The 18,016-nt window shown below is 59.7% G+C and carries 12 protein-coding genes; 7 read left to right on the top strand and 5 right to left on the bottom strand.

All coding sequences use genetic code 11. From position 1 onward, the window contains the following. Positions 1 to 56: 56 nt before the first annotated feature. Positions 57 to 941: an EamA family transporter RarD gene (gene rarD / locus GSM73_RS12895; RefSeq protein ID WP_160892877.1), complete on the bottom strand. Its 885-nt coding sequence runs from the start codon at positions 939 to 941 to the stop codon at positions 57 to 59. A 182-nt stretch (positions 942 to 1,123) separates the two neighbouring features. Then, positions 1,124 to 2,137: an aldo/keto reductase gene (locus GSM73_RS12890; protein ID WP_076385320.1), complete on the bottom strand. Its 1,014-nt coding sequence runs from the start codon at positions 2,135 to 2,137 to the stop codon at positions 1,124 to 1,126. Positions 2,138 to 2,480: 343 nt separating this feature from the next. Between GSM73_RS12890 and GSM73_RS12885 the strand changes: the two genes are divergently transcribed. The 4 genes from GSM73_RS12885 (at position 2,481) to GSM73_RS12870 (ending at position 10,857) form a co-directional block, all read left to right on the top strand. Further along, positions 2,481 to 3,617 carry a glycerate kinase gene (locus GSM73_RS12885; RefSeq protein WP_160892841.1) on the top strand — a complete coding sequence of 379 codons (1,137 nt, stop codon included), beginning with the start codon at positions 2,481 to 2,483 and terminating at the stop codon, positions 3,615 to 3,617. Positions 3,618 to 3,762: 145 nt separating this feature from the next. Further along, positions 3,763 to 4,950: a pyridoxal phosphate-dependent aminotransferase gene (locus GSM73_RS12880; RefSeq protein ID WP_160892839.1), complete on the top strand. Its 1,188-nt coding sequence runs from the start codon at positions 3,763 to 3,765 to the stop codon at positions 4,948 to 4,950. A gap of 142 nt (positions 4,951 to 5,092) precedes the next feature. Beyond that, positions 5,093 to 8,128 carry a hypothetical protein gene (locus GSM73_RS12875; protein WP_160892837.1) on the top strand — a complete coding sequence of 1,012 codons (3,036 nt, stop codon included), beginning with the start codon at positions 5,093 to 5,095 and terminating at the stop codon, positions 8,126 to 8,128. A 269-nt stretch (positions 8,129 to 8,397) separates the two neighbouring features. Continuing rightward, the gene (locus GSM73_RS12870) at positions 8,398 to 10,857 is read left to right on the top strand and encodes an autotransporter outer membrane beta-barrel domain-containing protein (RefSeq protein ID WP_160892835.1); all 2,460 of its coding nucleotides are present in this window, start codon (positions 8,398 to 8,400) and stop codon (positions 10,855 to 10,857) included. Positions 10,858 to 10,915: 58 nt separating this feature from the next. Here GSM73_RS12870 and GSM73_RS12865 read toward each other — a convergent pair whose 3' ends face one another. After that, positions 10,916 to 11,371 (bottom strand): hypothetical protein, encoded by a 456-nt coding sequence (locus GSM73_RS12865; RefSeq protein WP_047227622.1) that lies wholly within the window; start codon positions 11,369 to 11,371, stop codon positions 10,916 to 10,918. A gap of 473 nt (positions 11,372 to 11,844) precedes the next feature. Between GSM73_RS12865 and GSM73_RS12860 the strand changes: the two genes are divergently transcribed. Then, positions 11,845 to 12,546, top strand: coding sequence for a response regulator transcription factor (locus tag GSM73_RS12860; RefSeq protein ID WP_047227621.1), 702 nt, complete (start codon positions 11,845 to 11,847; stop codon positions 12,544 to 12,546). A 4-nt stretch (positions 12,547 to 12,550) separates the two neighbouring features. Next, entirely contained in the window at positions 12,551 to 13,849 is a 1,299-nt protein-coding gene (locus tag GSM73_RS12855; protein WP_160892833.1) for an ATP-binding protein, read from the top strand. Positions 13,850 to 13,863: 14 nt separating this feature from the next. Here GSM73_RS12855 and pncA read toward each other — a convergent pair whose 3' ends face one another. Continuing rightward, entirely contained in the window at positions 13,864 to 14,490 is a 627-nt protein-coding gene (gene pncA, locus GSM73_RS12850; protein ID WP_160892831.1) for a bifunctional nicotinamidase/pyrazinamidase, read from the bottom strand. 219 nt (positions 14,491 to 14,709) lie between these two features. On the opposite strand from pncA, the gene GSM73_RS12845 reads away from it, so the two are divergent. Further along, on the top strand, positions 14,710 to 16,788 hold the full coding sequence (locus tag GSM73_RS12845) for a bifunctional diguanylate cyclase/phosphodiesterase (RefSeq protein WP_160892829.1): 2,079 nt from the start codon (positions 14,710 to 14,712) through the stop codon (positions 16,786 to 16,788). A gap of 8 nt (positions 16,789 to 16,796) precedes the next feature. On the opposite strand, the gene GSM73_RS12840 is transcribed toward GSM73_RS12845, so the two are convergent. Further along, a complete protein-coding gene (locus GSM73_RS12840) occupies positions 16,797 to 17,900 on the bottom strand; it encodes a DNA alkylation repair protein (RefSeq protein WP_160892827.1) in 1,104 nt (367 codons plus the stop codon). Positions 17,901 to 18,016: the final 116 nt, after the last annotated feature.

Genomic DNA, 18,016 nt, shown 5'->3' with positions numbered 1-18,016 from the left:
TTGAATGTGCAGCCGATATCGCGAGCAGGCTCGCTCCCACAAGGTCCGTGTAAGTTTCAGGTCCGGCGTCGCTGGCGCATCAGATGCTTGAATCCTTCGAACACCAGCACTGCCACGGCCAGCCAGATGGGAATGTAGGTCAGCCATTCACTGGCCTGGATGCTTTCTCCCAGCAGCAGGGCAACGCCCAGCAGCAACACCGGTTCGACATAGCTCAACAGCCCGAACAGGCTGAACGGCAGCAACCGGCTGGCAACGATGTAGGCCACCAGCGCCGAAGCACTGATCACCCCGAGCAACGGGATCAGCAGCGACAGCCAAGGGTACTGGTCGAAAACAGCGAAACCCTGCTCCCCGCTTTGTACGAACCAGAGCGCCAGCGGCAGCATCAGGGTCATGTCCAGCCACAACCCGCCCAGGTTGTCAGTCCCCAGGCGTTTGCGCAGGATGAAGTAGATCGGATAACCCACCACCACCAACAGTGTTGCCCAGGAAAACCCACCCACCTGGTACAACTCGTTGACCACGCCGAGGGTGGCGAAGAACACGGCGATTTTCTGCAGGTAGGACAGGCGCTCGCCGTAGACGAGGCGCCCGGTCAGAACCATCGACAGCGGCAACAAAAAATACCCCAGCGACACGTCCAGGCTGTAGCCGTTGAGGGGTGCCCACATGAACAGCCACAGCTGCGCGCCCATCAACGCCGAAGACGCCATGGCACCGATCAACAGACGCGGCGCGGCGATCAGGCGCCGACCGAGCGCCGTTACCAGGTTCCACTCCTTTGCCACCAGCATGAACACCGTCATGCAGGGCATCGTCAGCAGCATGCGCCAACCGAAGATTTCCACGCCGGTCAGCGGCGAGAGCAGGGAGGTGTAGTAATACATGACGGCGAACAGCACAGAGGCCGAGACCGATAGAACGATGCCTTTGGACACGGTAATTCTCTTGAGGGCGGTCATCGACACCCGGACTTGTGACTGGAAAATTTATCTGTGGCGCATGGCCTGTGGGAGCAAGGCTTGCCCGCGATGAACGATAACGCGGTTCAGCTCTTGAACCGCAGCGCGGCCATCGCGGGCAATCCATGCTCCCACAGTGCTCGTCGGAGTCGACGAAGTTATGACGTACGCGCCACCCGCCCCGGTACGAAGTGGCCCACGTCATTGAAGCCTGGCGTCGAGGCATGCCCCGGTGTCACCAGCGAATCGATGAAGGCTTCATCTTCGGCCGTGATCGTCACCGACTGCGCCTTGGTGTAGCCATCCCATTGTTCCTCGGTGCGCGGTCCGACGATGGCCGAGGTGACGGCGCGGTTGTTCAGCACCCAGGCAATGGCGAACTCGACAATGCCCACGCCGCGTTCCTGGGTGTATTGCTGGATCTGTTGGGCGATGCGCAGGGACTCGACCCGCCATTCGGTTTCCAGGATGCGTTTGTCCTGGCGACCGGCGCGACTGTTGGCGTCCGGTGCCACGTCCGGTGCGTACTTGCCACTGAGCACCCCGCGGGCGAGGGGGCTGAAAGGCACCACGCCGAGGCCATAGTTCTGCGCGGCGGTGATCTGCTCGGTTTCGGCCTGGCGATTGACGATGTTGTACAGCGGTTGGCTGATTACCGGCCGGTCGATGCCCAGGCGATCGGCGATTCGAATCACCTCGGCGATGCGCCAGCCACGGTAGTTCGACAGGCCCCAGTAGCGGATCTTGCCCTGACGAATCAAGTCACCGATGGCCGACACCGTGACCTCAAGTGGGGTGTTGTGGTCTTCGCGGTGCAGGTAATAGATGTCCAGGTAATCGGTGCCCAGGCGCGTCAGGCTGGCCTCGATGCCATTGAAAATGTGCTTGCGACTCAGGCCGCTGCGGTTGGGGACACCATCTGGTGGGCCGAAGCCGACCTTGGTGGCCAGCACCCATTCATGACGGTGACTGGCAATCGCCTCGCCGACGATCTCTTCGGAACGACCGTTGGTGTAGACGTCTGCGGTGTCGATGAAATTGATGCCCTGGTCCCAGGCCTTGTCGATGATCCGCAGCGAATCCTCGGTGCTGGTCTGTTCGCCGAACATCATGGTGCCCAGAGTCAATGTCGAGACTTGCAACCCGGAATGGCCTAGCGTGCGGTAGCTCATGACAAGGTCCTTTTATCGATGGGAAAGGCCCAATCAAACCCCAGAACAACCGGGCGTGGCAAACGAAAAGATCGCAGGCCACGCTCGACCCCTTACACTCCCGACAACAACCCACGCACTCGATAGAGATTTGACAGGCAGACCGCTATCGCGAGCAGGCTCGCTCCCACACTGATCTGCCTGGGCCACAGGTTTCAGCTAGCCCGGATCCCTGTGGGAGCGAGCCTGCTCGCGATGAGGCCATCAGCCTCGACAACCGTGTCGATGGCAACCCGATTGCGTGAACTTGAACAACTGCGCTCAACTGGCATGCCGTGCCGTGCACTGGAACCGGAGAATAAGTATGAAAATAGTCATCGCCCCCGACTCGTTCAAGGACAGCCTGAGCGCCCAGGGCGTGGCCGATGCTGTCGCCCAAGGCCTGGCCCAGGTCTGGCCGGATGCACAGTTGATCAAGTGCCCGATGGCCGACGGCGGGGAGGGCACGGTGGAGTCGGTGCTGGCGGCCTGCAACGGGCAGTGGCGGCGCAGTTGGGTGAGAGGTCCGTTGGGGGCCAGCGTCGAAGCGCGTTGGGGCTGGTTGCCCGACAGCCACACCGCGATCATTGAAATGGCCGAGGCCAGCGGCTTGCAGCTGGTACCTCCTGGGCAACGTGATGCCTGTTCCAGCAGTACCTACGGCACCGGCGAGCTGATTCGCGCCGTCCTGGACGAAGGCGCCGGGCGCGTGATCCTGGCCATCGGCGGCAGCGCCACCAACGACGGCGGTGCCGGCGCGATGCAGGCCCTGGGCGTGGCGCTGCTGGATGAACACAACCGACCGCTTCCACCCGGTGGCCTGGCTTTGGCCGAACTGGCTCGCATCGATTTGAGCAAGATGGACCCGCGCTTGGCCCAGGTCAGTTTCGAGATTGCCGCCGATGTCGATAACCCGTTGTGCGGACCTCACGGCGCTTCAGCGATTTTCGGCCCGCAGAAAGGGGCATCCCCTGAGCAGGTACAGCAACTGGACCAGGCGCTGGGGCATTTCGCTGAACACTGTGCCCAGGCGTTGAACAAGGATGTACGCGACGAACCGGGCAGCGGCGCCGCCGGAGGGCTGGGGTTCGCCGCCAAGGCGTTCCTGGGCGCGCAATTTCGCACCGGCGTGGACGTCGTCGCCCAGTTGACCGGGTTGGCCGAGGCGATCAACGGCGCTGACCTGGTGATCACCGGCGAAGGCCGTTTCGACGCCCAGACCTTGCGTGGCAAGACCCCCTTTGGCGTGGCGCGCATCGCCCGCCAGCATGGCGTACCGGTGGTGGTCATCGCCGGCACGCTGGGGGAGGGTTATCAGGCGCTGTATGAGCACGGCATCGAAGCAGCCTTTGCCCTGGTCAGCGGGCCGATGACCCTGCAGGAGGCCTGTGGCGACGCGCCACGCCTGCTGACTGAGCGAGCCCGGGACATCGCCCGGCTTTGGCGAGTGGCCGCCCGATAGACCAGTGGGAGCAAGGCTTGCCCGCGATACAGGCGTTGCGGTCTCCCAGGAATCGAGTCGCCCGTATCGCGAGCAAGCTTTGCTCCCACGGCGTTGAATTTGAGATAGGGTTGAGGCTGGACTTCGCGCAAAACAGGAGTGGTACATGCGCTTTTCAGATTTGACCCGCCGCATCACCGGCGACGGCGCCGCCGCGTGGCAGATTCACGACCGGGCATTGGCCATGCGTGAGCAGGGCATGGATGTATTGCTGTTATCGGTGGGCGACCCGGATTTCGACACCCCTCGCGCCATCATCGACGCCGCTGTGACCAGCCTGCGCGCCGGAGACACGCATTATTCGGACGTGCGCGGCTTGCACACCCTGCGCGCCAGCATTGCTCGGCGCCATCGCCAGCGTTGTGGCCAGCCGGTAGGCGCCGGGCATGTCACCGTGTTGCCGGGGGCGCAGTGTGGGGTCTATGCGGTTGCGCAATGTCTGCTCAACCCCGGTGATGAAGTGATCATCGCAGAACCGATGTATGTCACTTACGAAGCCGTATTTGGTGCCTGCGGAGCGAAAGTGCTGCCGGTGGCGGTGCGCCCGGAAAACGCTTTTCGGGTTGACCCGGCCGACGTCGCCCGGCTGATTACCCCCCGTACCCGGGCGATGCTGCTCAACAGCCCGAACAACCCATCCGGCGCCAGCCTGCCGCTGTCCACCTGGCAAGCATTGGCGCAGTTGTGCATCGAACATGATCTGTGGCTGATCAGCGATGAGGTCTACAGCGACCTGCTGTACGAAGGCGAACACATCAGCCCGGCCAGCCTGCCGGGCATGGCCGAGCGCACCGCGACGATCAACAGCCTGTCCAAATCCCACGCCATGACCGGTTGGCGCATCGGCTGGGTGATCGGTCCCGAACCGCTGGCCGAACATCTGGCCAACCTGTCGTTGTGCATGCTGTTCGGTCTGCCGGATTTCGTCCAGCGGGCGGCCCAGGTGGCACTGGAGCAGGACTTGCCTGAAGTGGCGCAGATGCACGAGGAGTATCGCCAGCGTCGGGACCTGGTGTGCGCCATGCTTGATGGCTGTCCCGGTCTCAAGCCTGTGCGGCCCGATGGCGGCATGTTCGTGATGGTCGACGTACGCCCGACCGGCCTCGGTGCCCAGGCATTTGCCGAGCGGCTGCTGGACGGCTTTGGTGTGGCGGTGCTGGCGGGCGAGGCGTTCGGGGCGAGCGCGGCGGGGCATATACGGATTGGCCTGGTGGTTGGCCAGCCACAACTCAAGGAGGCCTGCCATCGGATCACCCGTTGCGCGGCGGGAACACTGGAGCAAGCCCAAGCTTGATTGTCTTCTCTGGCAAAAGGCGGCCACGGTGATCAGTCCGACGAACGGCCGTCAGACCTGTCAGATCTGACAGTAGGCGTCACCGGCAAATCCGCATCTAATTTCTCCAGGCCAGATCAATCCAGGCTTTGGAGAATTGTGAATGTCTTCGTCAAGTAAAAGTGGAAGAAATATCGGTGTCCTGGCAAGACCTTTGAGTATTGAAGGGGTCGGCGCAGACAGCGTGCTTCCGCCAGAAGCTTCCATCGTGGGCGCGAAACTATTCATTCCGGAGTGGGAGGCTCCGTCCCAGACAACCGGTAAAAGTGACTTGCTGGAAGTGTGGGTGGTGCCGCCGGGTTCCCCGATTGAAATACGGTTCTACAGCAACTTCTTTCCTGTGCCGGTGGTCTTTCCGGATTTTGTTCTATTGCCGCCGCAATATCTTCAAATAGAGGGGGATATTCGCCTGCGTTATCGGGTGACGACGGGGGATGATGGAAACGAGGATACATCCTCCCCGCAAGTGTTCATTGTCAAACGGCCTACTCCTGTGAATCTCGCCGAACCAGATTTTCCCAGCGCTACGTTATGGGGCTATCTCAATTGCTCTTCGCAGCCGAAGTTATGGGAAAGCATATTCGTTCATGTTCCCGCTCAACCAGGACGGTTCGCCAAGGATGATGAGTGCGTCCTGAATTGGGAGGGTTTTACCATGCTCAATGGTGTAGGCCCGATCCCGGGTACAGCGCTGCGCTTGCCTAAGTTATTGACCCAGGAAGAGGCCACGTCCACGCAGGGATTCGATTTCGTATTGGGCAGCGATAAATATGAACAGTACATAAAGCCGATGGAACGCAATGCATCGGCTTTGGCCAGTTACATGCTGTATCGAAACGGCAACGCATTGGGAAAATCACCACCTGGGTTGGTAAAGATCGATCGAATCATCCCGGGCGAGGCGCGTCCCTGTGGCCCAGGTAGCGTGGCGGGGTTGGGTTCAGATACCGAGGGCGCCTCAGCGTTTCATGAAGTTGGCAATTCAATGAATCAATCATCGATGGAGTCTACAAACATGAACACACAGGTTAAGTCAGGTGGTGGTGTATTTGCCGAATCTCCAGTGATTGTCGGTCAATTGGCGGATGGCCGGCTCACCTATCAACAGCTCAAGACAGATCGACGGCTCAAAGTTGAGCTTGCGGACATCGACGATAAAGTAAGAGGGGGGGCAAGGATAACCCTTCATTTATTTCCACGAGGTGAAGTCGCTGACCCCGACCCCTATGTTACCACCTATATAGTTGCAGAAAAAATAAGGGCCGATGAGGCAGGAGATGTCTGGACGTTCCCGATAGAGTTTGATGTACCGGTCGATAGCCTGGTCGATGTATTCGATATCGCTGGTGATTACGCCGCGTACGAAATGGCGTTTGTTCTGGAAGACGATGACGGTAACAGAGACACATCGAGCCCATTTACCGACGTCCTCGTTGATTTGACCGCGCCGTACCAAGGGCAGCCAGGCCAAGGTAACGGGACGGGCCCCCGGCCCGCACAGTTAACCTTGGGCGCTACGCATCCCGAAAACATTGACGACGCATGGCTGAGTGACCCCGCCAATGCCAACGGCTTGGACTTCACTATCCCCAATGCCTATACAAAGTTCGAACCGCTGAATGATACGGTCAATTTCTATATCTCGACTGAAGCAGACTTCAGCCTAATGCAAGCTGAAACTCCGGCTTTTAGCGGTCCTTTGCCTGCCACTGGGATCATCAATATTCCGCGCACTTTTCTGGCCGGGCTGGCCGAGGGAGCATATTATTATGCCTACAACCTCATCGACCTGCCGGGCAATATCAGTAACAACTCAGACATCATCTTTGTGTTCAATCGGGTCAAGGCGCCTGCACCCATTCTCAGTGTTCCAAGGATTCCGGTGACCAATGGTAACGTGCCTATTAGCTTCTCGACGGTAGCGCCGCCCACTCGGGCCATTATGGAAATCGACCATCCGCTTAACGCCCTTGCCGGTGATCGAATCATTCCCTATATCCAATCGGCCTACGATCTCACTCCGGTGCCGGAACAAGCCATACCTGATCCTCCAACGCCTGGGACATTGAGGTTCAACCTGGACTATGCAACCTTGGCCCCACTCTTCGGGGACGAGAATAAAGACAGTGAAACCCAGATTGAGTACTGGTATGAACTGAGTCGCTCTACCATTCCCCTCAATCCGGTTTCGGCGCCCATGCAATACGCGACGATCGACTTTTCCTATGCCGGACCGGAAAACCCCAATGTGCCAGATCCGGAGAACCCCAACATAGATCCGGTAGTGGTTCAAGGCGCAGGCACCACTCCCCCCCCTCCCAATACCTTGGGGCCTGATCAGGCAGGTTTGGGCGCCGCCATGAACTGGCCCGTTTGGACTGACACCAATCGGCCCGTCACAGGCCGTGAAATCGTCAAGTTCTACTATCAAGGCAAACAGGTTGGCGGCCCAGTGCCTGTCCGGGTAGGTGCTACAACGGTCACGACACCATTGCCTTGGGGAACGATTCTGGCTGAGGGGAACGGCACGGTGGCTGGTGGCAACGCCCGTGAGGCCTACATCACCATCGAATACCCCGGCAGTGACAACGTGATGAAACAGACGCCAACGACCAAAGTCGATGTAACGGCTATCGTCATCAACTTGCCCGCCCCACAAGTTGTCGTATCGGCATACAGAGGTGCAAACGGTTCGGTGGTGCCGGAACGAATCGAGACCTTGATCAATTGCCCGAGCCTCAACCATCCGGCGGTGCCTGATGGCCCCATGCCTCCCTATATGCCACGCAATCTGCGAATCCGCATCCGGCGAGACCCCAATATTCCATCGGGTGCCACGGTGGCATTGGTATTCGAAGGGCGCGAAACCGACGCAGTGGGGGCGCCGGCCATTCCCAATACTCGCATTACGGATTCAGCGGTCATGCCGCCGACCGGCGACCTGGACTTCAGGCTGGATGACTACGCCAAAATACGCGAGATCCAGTTGCCGAGCCCAGGAGCAGGGGTACGCCCTCCCTTTAGATATGCCCATATCGCTTACACGGTCAATGGTATCGAATCAGCGGCCACCCTACGCGTGTCCCTCCTGAACTCCAGCCTCGTGTATTGCGAAGTGGAGCGTCCAGAGACGCCTTGATGTGGCTTCAACTACAACTTGATCTCGCTGCAGATACAAACAGTTAATGACGACAGTTGTTGTCGTCTTTAACTGTTGAAGCGAGATTCCGTAGATTCAGAAGTAGAGATCCCACATTTAAATGGGAAAAGTCGTATGCATATGCGGATTTATCCTACATAGCGATGAATAGATAAACACTAGTCTGGCGACCGTTTTTTATTCCGGCTCGCGCTCATTGAGTCGGACATTCGTTCCTGAAGGAATGTCATCTTGTAGGACTCATTAATATGTCGTCTAAGTCTGTATTTTCCTATCGCAAGACAGCTACCAGCGTGTCGGCCTTGTTGTTCATGCCGCTGCTGATCAATCCATCGCTGGCCCAAGCTGGCACTGTTCCCGCTGGGCAAAGTCAGGCTATTGACGTTAATACCCCGGTGGAAACCTGGACCGTTGAAATCGGCGCCACGTTAACAGGCTCGGGGGCCTCGACCTTAGGCATCACCGGCGTTGCGGGTGCCACGGTTAACCTGACCAACTCCACGGTCACCCCTGACGGAGTGAATGGCCTGACCCAGGGCATTGCGCTGACCAACGCCAGTGCGACGTTGAATAACTCCACGGTGACCAGTGCTCAGGGAATTGGCATATTAGCCGCACGTAATATCAACAGTGCTGGCGGCTCGCAGGTCACCTTGGGTAACAACAGTGTGGTCCGAGGCTTGGTGGGAGGGCTCGCTGGCAACCGTTTCAGCGACCTGACTGTTCAGGACTCCACGGTGGAGGGCACCGGCGCCAACAGTTTCGGGATACGTCTGCATGAGGGAGCGCTGTCCGCCAGCGGCAGCACGATCACTGGTGGCCTGAACGGGTTGATCGTGGGCACCGATGCCAACGCGTCAACGGTCATCCAGTCGTCGATCGTGCTGGACAGTACCCAGGTAGAAGGTCAAAGCGGTTCGGCCATTGTCGTCGGCTACAGTCCGGCCAATATTCCAGGTGTGGCCAACATCGAGGTCCGCAACGGTTCAACCCTGATCGGCGGGAACGGTACGTTGCTGGAAGTGCGTACCGGTGCCGCGGCTGATTTACTCGTCGACAACAGTACCTTGGCCGGTAATATCGTGGTGGATGAGGGTGGTTCGGGTAACGTCGTCCTGCAAAACGCGGCGGCGTTGACCGGTGATATGCAAAACGTCACCAGTGCGACCCTCAACAATCAGGCGAGTATGACGGGTAATGTCCTCGGCGCCTCGAGCGTGGTGATCAACAACGCCTCTACGCTCACCGGCAACTTGCAAGATGTCGCCAATGTCTCGATCAACAACCGCAGCGTAATGGTCGGTGATGTAATGGGCGCTGCCGACAGCGTGTCCAATCTGACCTTGGATAACGGCGCCAGCCTGACCGGCTTGGTAAGTGGCGTATCCAATTTCGCCATCAGCAATCAGGCGTTGTGGCAGATGACCGACAGCCAGGCGGTGAGCAATCTTACGCTCAACTCTGGCGGGACCGTTCGGCTGGGGAGCAATCAGCAATATTTCCAACTGGACGTGGCCAATCTGGCGGGTAATGGCAGGTTCGAAATAGGCACCGACTTCAATCAGGGCATCAGTGACCTGCTGAATATCACGGGCAGCGCTACCGGCAATCATCAGTTGTTGGTCGCCAGCACCGGTCTTGATCCGGTCAATGATGACTCGATCAAGGTGGTGCAGAGTGTCGCCTCAGGCGCCCAGTACGATCTGGTCAATGATCGCGTGGATGTCGGCGCTTATACCTACCGCTTGGTGAAGAACGGAGATGACTGGTATCTGCAACCTGATAAGGATGTGATCAGCACACCGACCCGTTCGGTCATGGCCATCTTCGGTACTGCGCCCACAGTGATCTATGGCGAGATGGCGTTGTTGAACACCCGGATGGGCGATCTGCGGGTCAATGGCGGCCAGACGGGTGGCTGGATTCGTTCGTTCGGTAACCGATACAGCGTCACCACCAACGCTTACGGCAACGGCTACAGTCAGAATCAACACGGCATCTCCCTGGGGGTCGATACCCCGGTGCAGATCGCGGGCGAACGTGTGTTGCTGGGTGTATTCGCCGGTTACAGCAAGTCGAACCTCGATTTGAGCCGTGGCAGCTCAGGCGAAATCGACAGCACCTCCCTGGGTATGTACGGCACTTGGCTGGGTGATAGCGGTTACTACCTGGATACCGTCGCCAAGCTCAACCATTTCCGTAACGACGCCAAGGTGACGATGAGCGATGGCACCAGGACCAAGGGCGGCTACAACAACCTGGGGGCCAGTGCGTCGGTGGAGTTTGGTAAATACATCGATATCAAGGATGGCTACTATGTGGAGCCGTTTACTCAGTGGCAGATGGCGACAGTGCAGGGCAAGGATTTCAACCTCGATAATGGTTTGAAGGCGGACGCCGACACCACGCGATCCATGCTGGGCAAAGTGGGTGTGACACTGGGACGGGGTATGACCCTGGACGATGGCAGCGTACTGCAACCGCATATTCGCACCGCGGTGGTCCAGGAGTTCGCCAAGCACAACGAAGTTCGAGTCAACAACAACAAGTTCAACAACGACTTGTCCGGTACCCGGTTCGAAGTGGCGGCGGGAGCCTCATGGACATTGAGTGATCGTTGGCAGGTGCATGCCGAACTCGATACCAGCAAAGGTGACAATGTCACCAAGGACATCGGTTTCAATCTGGGCGCTCACTACTCATTCTGAGTCATGTAAAAAAGGGAAGCTTCGGCTTCCCTTTTTACGTGGTGTTGGCAGCGAACTATCAAGCCTTGAGCACCTGGAACTGGCCTTTGAGCAGCATGGTTTGTCCATTGGTTCCCGGCAGTTCTAGATCAACATTGAAGTTGCCCCTTACGTTCCCCTCCGAGGCCGGTACCAATTCAATGCTGCCGGAAATACCTTCGTAAATAGTGGTGGACTCCTTGAGGCTGAAGCCCACATCATCCCGTGTTTTCAACTCATAGCTACCCGGCTCGAAATTTGCCGGAATGATGATAATGAGCTCACGAGTGGAAGTGATTGTCGCCCTCGTCTTTTTTTCTTCCCGATCAATGGCGGTAATCACCACGGCTTCCGTTCGCGTGATACCTGCCTTTTTCTTTTCGATCAGCCGAGAGGTGGCGACAAACTCGGGGAAGTCTTTACCATTGGTGGAGAAAGCTGACGCGGTGACATAGTTGCCGGGAGCAAAGCTCAATTGATAAGTGGCAGCATTCATGGATTCGGTCTCCGTTGCTAGAACTAAGGTGTCCAAAGGCCGTGTTGACCCTAATGCTGGATGAACTCTAGAGAACGCGTTTTTTAAAGGCTTGTAAACTGTCATTCCTGACAGTTTACAAGCACTTTTATTTATGATTTTTTGAGTGGCTCTCAGGCGGGCTGACTCTTAAATGTGCTTGTGCCCTGGAGTGGCGAGGGAGTTCTTTGGCATGGTGCTTCTCCGACAGTGAACGTTGCATGCTAGGGGGGGAAGGGGGCGCATCGGTAAAGCTTTGTAGGTGCTGTGTGAAATTGTGTAAGGGGTTTGCTCGTGGGTGGGTGAGGGCGTATATCCTTGGCAGCTTGATTCCTTGGTGCCTGTTATGTCGCCTTCGCGAGCAAGCCCGCTCCCACAGAGGTTTACATGAACATTGTGGGAGGGGCTTGCTCGCGAAGGCGATCCGCCAGGCGCCCCAGCACTCTGGAAACACCATGCCCAACATCCTCCTGGTGGAAGACGACACCGCCCTCTCTGAACTGATCGCCAGCTACCTGGAGCGCAACGGCTACAGGGTCAGTGTGCTCAGCCGTGGCGATCATGTGCGGGAACGGGCGCGGGTCGATCCGCCGGACCTGGTGATCCTCGATCTGATGCTGCCGGGGCTGGACGGCTTGCAGGTCTGCCGCTTGTTGCGGGCCGATTCGGCGACCCTGCCGATTCTGATGCTCACCGCCCGGGACGACAGCCATGATCAGGTGTTGGGCCTGGAAATGGGCGCCGATGACTACGTCAGCAAGCCCTGTGAACCCCGGGTCCTGCTGGCACGCGTTCGGACCTTGTTGCGCCGCAGCAGCCTTACCGAGCCGCAGACGGTCAACGATCGCATTCTCATGGGCAACCTGTGCATCGACCTGTCCGAACGCACCGTGACCTGGCGCGGGCAAGCGGTGGAGCTGTCCAGCGGCGAATACAACCTGCTGGTGGTACTGGCCCGGCATTGCGGCGAGGTGCTGAGCCGCGACCAGATTCTGCAGCGTCTGCGCGGCATCGAGTTCAACGGCACCGACCGCTCGGTGGACGTGGCGATCTCCAAGCTGCGGCGCAAGTTCGACGACAACGCCGGCGAAGCCCGCAAGATCAAGACCGTGTGGGGCAAGGGTTATCTGTTCAGCCGTTCCGAGTGGGAATGCTGAGTCGATGTGGAAGCTGCTGATTCGCCTTTACCTGGTCACCATCGTGTCCTACAGCGCCGCGATCTATCTGATGCCGGAGCTGGTGGTGCGGCTGTTTCATGAGCGCTTCCTGAACTACAACCTCGATTATTCCCGTGGCCTGCAAACCTTGATGGTCCGGCAGTTCCATAACGTGCCCAGCGAGCAGTGGCCGGCACTGGCGGCACAGATGGACAAGGAATTCGAGCCGCTGCGCATCGAACTGGCGGCCATCGAGGATGAGGGTTTCAGCGCCGACGAGCAGGCGCGTCTGCAGCGCGGCGAGAACGTGGTGCGCCTGGGCGAATGGGCCTGGCGAACCTTGGCGGCCGCGCCGCTGGATGAGCGCACGGCGGTCAAGATGATTGTGCCCCCGGACCCGACCGAGGTCAGTTGGCTGTACTGGAGCATCAACGTGTTGATCGGTGCGACGATGCTGGCTTGCCTGCTGCTTTGGTTGCGGCCGCATTGGCGCGATCTGGAACGGCTCAAACGCACGGCTGAACGCTTCGGCAAAGGCCATTTGAGCGAACGTACGCAGATTGGCTCCAGCTCGAACATCGGCAGCCTGGCCCACGTGTTCGACACAATGGCCGGCGACATCGAGCGCTTGCTCAACCAGCAGCGCGATCTGCTCAATGCAGTGTCCCATGAATTGCGCACGCCATTGACCCGCCTCGATTTCGGCCTGGCCCTGGCGCTGTCCGATGACCTGCCGCCGGCCAGTCGCGAACGGCTGCAAGGGTTGGTGGCACACATCCGCGAGCTGGATGAGTTGGTGCTGGAACTGCTGTCTTACAGCCGTCTGCAGAACCCCGAGCTTCTGCCCGAACGCGTGGAGGTGGCGCTGGACGAGTTCATCGACAGTATCCTGGGCAGTGTCGACGAGGACCTGGCGGCGCCGGATGTGGTGATCGATGTGCTGCTGCACGGCACGCTGGAGCGTTTCGTGCTGGACCCGCGCCTGACGGCCCGGGCGTTGCAGAATCTGTTACGCAACGCCATGCGTTATTGCGAAAAGCGGATCCAGGTCGGCGTGCTGGTCGGCGTCCAGGGCTGCGAGATCTGGGTCGACGACGACGGTATCGGTATTCCTGACAGCGAGCGCGAGCGTGTGTTCGAACCGTTCTATCGCTTGGACCGCAGCCGCGACCGCGCCACGGGTGGTTTTGGCCTGGGCCTGGCCATCAGCCGTCGCGCCCTGCAAGCCCAGGGCGGTACGCTGACGGCGCAAGCTTCGCCGCTGGGTGGGGCGCGATTGCGCTTGTGGTTGCCAACGCGGTGAGGCTGGGGGAGGGGTCAGGCGTTTATTGCGCTCGATTCAATCAGCGCCACACCCGCTTGCTGCATCCGCCGGATTGCCGCCTCCATCGAACCGTCGATATCAATGCCCCGACAGGCGTCGAGCACCACAAGCGCGTTGAACCCCGCCGCCCGGGCATCCAGCGCCGAGAACATCACGCAGAAATCCAGCGCCAGCCCCACCATGTACACCGTGTCGATGCCGCGCTCCTTGAGGTAGCCCGTCAGGCCGGTGGGTGTCTGGCGGTCGGCTTCCATGAAGGCCGAATAGCTGTCGATGTCCGGGTTGCAGCCCTTGCGAATGATCAGTTGCACGTGCGGCAGGTCCAGGGCCGGGTGCAGCGCGGCGCCTTGGGTGCCCTGTATGCAGTGGTCGGGCCACAGTTTCTGTTCGCCATAGGGCAGTTGAATGAGGTCGAACGGTTGCTTGTCCGGATGGCTGGAGGCAAACGAAGCATGCCCGGCCGGATGCCAGTCCTGGGCGAGGATGACCTGCCTGAATGAACGACCCAGGCGGTTGATCAATGGCACGATTTCGTCACCCCCCGGTACGGCTAATTGGCCTCCGGGGATGAAGTCGTTCTGAACGTCTATTACCACTAACGCGGTGGTTGGGGCGATCATGGATGGGTCTCCTGAAATATGGCCCACCACAGCTTAGCCGAACGGCCTGTGACGCAGGTGCCTTCAGTCATCCGGAGACAAGATGTCCTTCGTCGCAAATATTCCAGGGTTGATGGCTTTTTGATATTTGGTCGGTACGCCCGTACCGCAATTGAGTACAATCGCCGCCTTTCAACCGGGCATGGAAGCAGTTCGGCTTTCCAGTCACGAGAAAAAACCATGCTCATCGGCAGTTACTCCCCGGCCCTTGTTTCAATTTCCCTATTTGTTGCGGTACTGGCGTCCTACACCGCGCTGGACATGACCGGCCGCATCGCGACCACCCAGGGGCGCGCGGCGCATTGGTGGATGGCCGGCGGTTCCCTGGCAATGGGCGTCGGGGTCTGGTCCATGCATTTTATCGGCATGCTGGCGTTCACCTTGCCGGTGGAGCTTGGCTACGATGTATCGATCACCGCCTTGTCGCTGCTGATCGCCATCCTGTCCTGCGGTTTTGCCCTGTGGTTGGTCAGTCAACCGCAATTGCCGGCGTGGCAACTGGCTTTCGGCGCGTTGATCATGGGCGCCGGCATCAGCGCCATGCATTACACCGGCATGGCGGCGCTGCGGATGCAGCCGGGTATTGATTATGACCCCTCGTTGTTCGGGGCTTCGCTGGTGATTGCGGTCGGCGCTTCGGCGGCCGCGTTGTGGATCGCCTTTCGCCTGCGCCAGAACATCCCCCATGTACGTTTGGCCCGCGCCGGCGCTGCTGTCGTGATGGGCCTGGCTATTGTTGGCATGCATTACACCGGCATGGCCGCAGCGCGCTTCAGCGACGGTAGCTTTTGCGGTGCTCTGGACGGCTTGAGTGGCAAGGGTCTGGACAATCTGGTGCTGATCACCACGTTGGCGGTACTGGCCATCGCCTTGCTCACGTCGATTCTCGATGCGCGCCTGGAGGCCCGGACCGCAGAGCTGGCCCAATCGCTGACCCTGGCCAACCGTGAGCTGACGCAACTGGCCCTGCACGACCCCCTCACCGAATTGCCCAACCGCGTGCTGCTGGCCGATCGTATCGGTCAGGCCATGCATCGGGTGCATGAGCAGGGCGGCTGTTTCGCCTTGATGTTCATCGACCTGGATGGCTTCAAACCGGTCAACGATGCTTTCGGCCATCACATGGGCGACCTGTTGCTGCGCGACGTGGCCCTGCGCCTGCGGGAAGACTTGCGCAGCCAGGACACCCTGGCGCGGATCGGCGGTGATGAGTTCGTGCTGCTGGTGCAACTGGCCGAGCCTGACGATGCGTTGCGCCTGGCGGCCCGCCAGGTCGGGCTGATCGGTCGCACATTCCGGGTGGCCGATCATGACCTGCAGATATCCGCCAGTGTCGGCATCGCGCTTTATCCAGGCAACGGCCAGAGCGCCGAAGAGCTGCTGATGAATGCCGACGCGGCGATGTACCACGCCAAGGGCGCCGGCAAGAATGGCTACAGCTTTTTCGATGCCTCAATGAACAGCAACGCCCGCAAGCAACTGCAACTGCTGCAAGACCTGCGCATCGCCGTCGAGCAACGCCAGTTCAGCCTCCATTACCAGCCCAAGTTCGACGCTGCCAACGGCCGTCCGGTGGGGGCCGAAGCCTTGTTGCGCTGGACGCATCCAAACCAGGGCCTGTTGATGCCCGATACTTTCATCGACCTTGCGGAAAAGACCGGGCTGATCATTCCCATCGGGGAATGGGTGTTGAACGAGGCCTGCCGCCAGATGCGCGAATGGTACGTGCTTGGCTACACCGACTGGCGCATCGCGGTGAACCTGTCGGCCTTGCAGTTCTGCCACGTGGGCCTGGTGCAGAGCGTCGCCACGGCGCTGGAAATTCATCATCTGCCAGCCAACAGCCTGACCTTGGAAATCACCGAAACCACGGCGATGAGCGATGCCGATGCAAGCATGACCGTGCTGCAGCAGCTCTCGGACATGGGCGTGGATTTGTCCATCGACGACTTTGGCACCGGTTATTCGAGCCTGATGTACCTCAAGCGGTTGCCGGCCAACGAGCTGAAGATCGATCGCGGTTTCGTCCGCGACCTGGAGCACGACAGTGATGATGCGGCGATTGTCTCGGCCATCGTCGCCCTCGGCCAGGCCCTGGGGCTGCGGATTGTTGCCGAAGGGGTGGAGACCGACATGCAGCAGGATTTCCTGACTCAATTGGGGTGCGATTCGCTGCAAGGTTACCTGCTGGGCCACCCGCTGCCGGCCGAGCGCTTCCTGCACGACATTCGCAAGGCACAACGGCTGGCGCTGGCCTGAGCGGCCGCTCAGGGAACGATGTCGAACGCCGTGCTGCCCAGCCGTTCGCCATTGACCAGCAGATGCACCGCATGCCGGCCCGCGTAGTGTCGGCGGGTGGTCAGTTCGCGAATATGCTGGGAACGGCTGAGGCTGACGCACTCAAGGGCAGGCAGGTCGAAGGTCTTGAGCTTGAAGACTTTGGCCGAGGTGCCGCCCGAGGCTTTCACGTAGTCGATGGCATAGTCGATCACCAGGCGCTGGTTCTGCTCGAGGGTTGATTGCACCTTGAACGACAAGGTAATCGGTTCGCCGAGACGAATCACCGCCGGCGTGACCTGTAAGTCCAGCACCTGGATGTGCGCCTTGCCGCCGACGCCGATAACCGCCAGTGCCCGCGAATTGCCTTGTTTGATCAGGCTGCGCAAAGCATGGCGGGCGATCCATGCGGTATGGCGATCTTGCAGGGGCCAGCCTTCGATCCGGTCCAGCACCCAATCAGGGTGCTGCTTGGTGATGTCGTTGAGATGGTTGGCCACGGACTTGCGTACATACAGACTGTTGTCGGCCTTGAGGGCCTCAAGGATCGCGGCGGCGAGGTCGGGGTTGGCCTGGATCGGCTCCAGGTGGAACGACCAGGGCAAGCGCGGTCGACTGCCTTCGCTGGCCAGGCGACGGACGTGTTCGTTGGGATCGTGCGCCCAGTCGTGCATGGCCTTGAGGGTGCGCGCCAGGTCATCGCGCAGGAAATGCCGCACGGCGAACTCCGAGGAGCCGAACCGGGTGAAATACTTGAGCGCATCCAGGGACAGGTCGAAGCTGTGCCGGCCGTAGGACGCCACGTAGTGGGGCAGGAACATGCTGACAAACATGCTGTTGAGTCGGGGCGCCAGGTCCCGCAGCACATCCAGCGACGCCTCGTACTCCAAGGGCAGAACTGCATGCAGGCACTCACTGACTCGCGCCATGCGTTGCATCACCGACAACTCGCTCAGCCCGTCATTGGCCATGTCCAGGAACGCCCGGCTATCGAAAGCCGGATACACCGCGCTCATTTCACTGGCGATGTACTCAAGGCGTGTGGCGTTGAAGATTTCCTTGAGGGCAGGGGATGAGGTGGTGGCGTTGCTCATGGCGGGATCCGTGCGGTGAGGTGTGTTGGACTTTATAGGGGATGTGGCTGCCAATGTGTAGTCCGGCCCGTGGCGAGGGAGCTTGCTCCCGTCGGGCTGCGCAACAGTCCAGCGGG

It is taken from the genome of Pseudomonas sp. PICF6 (genome assembly GCF_009831705.1).
GTDB classification, from domain to species: Bacteria; Pseudomonadota; Gammaproteobacteria; order Pseudomonadales; family Pseudomonadaceae; genus Aquipseudomonas; species Aquipseudomonas rhizophila.
This window is presented reverse-complemented; position numbering and strand designations above follow the sequence as displayed.

What these genes read in the sequence shown, in the direction of transcription:
- GSM73_RS12890 (WP_076385320.1), bottom strand. Translation starts at nt 2,137, where the DNA reads ATGAGCTACCGCACGCTAGGCCATTCCGGGTTGCAAGTCTCGACATTG.
- GSM73_RS12885 (WP_160892841.1), top strand. Translation starts at nt 2,481, where the DNA reads ATGAAAATAGTCATCGCCCCCGACTCGTTCAAGGACAGCCTGAGCGCC.
- GSM73_RS12880 (WP_160892839.1), top strand. Translation starts at nt 3,763, where the DNA reads ATGCGCTTTTCAGATTTGACCCGCCGCATCACCGGCGACGGCGCCGCC.
- GSM73_RS12875 (WP_160892837.1), top strand. Translation starts at nt 5,093, where the DNA reads ATGTCTTCGTCAAGTAAAAGTGGAAGAAATATCGGTGTCCTGGCAAGA.
- GSM73_RS12870 (WP_160892835.1), top strand. Translation starts at nt 8,398, where the DNA reads ATGTCGTCTAAGTCTGTATTTTCCTATCGCAAGACAGCTACCAGCGTG.
- GSM73_RS12865 (WP_047227622.1), bottom strand. Translation starts at nt 11,371, where the DNA reads ATGAATGCTGCCACTTATCAATTGAGCTTTGCTCCCGGCAACTATGTC.
- GSM73_RS12860 (WP_047227621.1), top strand. Translation starts at nt 11,845, where the DNA reads ATGCCCAACATCCTCCTGGTGGAAGACGACACCGCCCTCTCTGAACTG.
- GSM73_RS12855 (WP_160892833.1), top strand. Translation starts at nt 12,551, where the DNA reads ATGTGGAAGCTGCTGATTCGCCTTTACCTGGTCACCATCGTGTCCTAC.
- pncA (WP_160892831.1), bottom strand. Translation starts at nt 14,490, where the DNA reads ATGATCGCCCCAACCACCGCGTTAGTGGTAATAGACGTTCAGAACGAC.
- GSM73_RS12845 (WP_160892829.1), top strand. Translation starts at nt 14,710, where the DNA reads ATGCTCATCGGCAGTTACTCCCCGGCCCTTGTTTCAATTTCCCTATTT.
- GSM73_RS12840 (WP_160892827.1), bottom strand. Translation starts at nt 17,900, where the DNA reads ATGAGCAACGCCACCACCTCATCCCCTGCCCTCAAGGAAATCTTCAAC.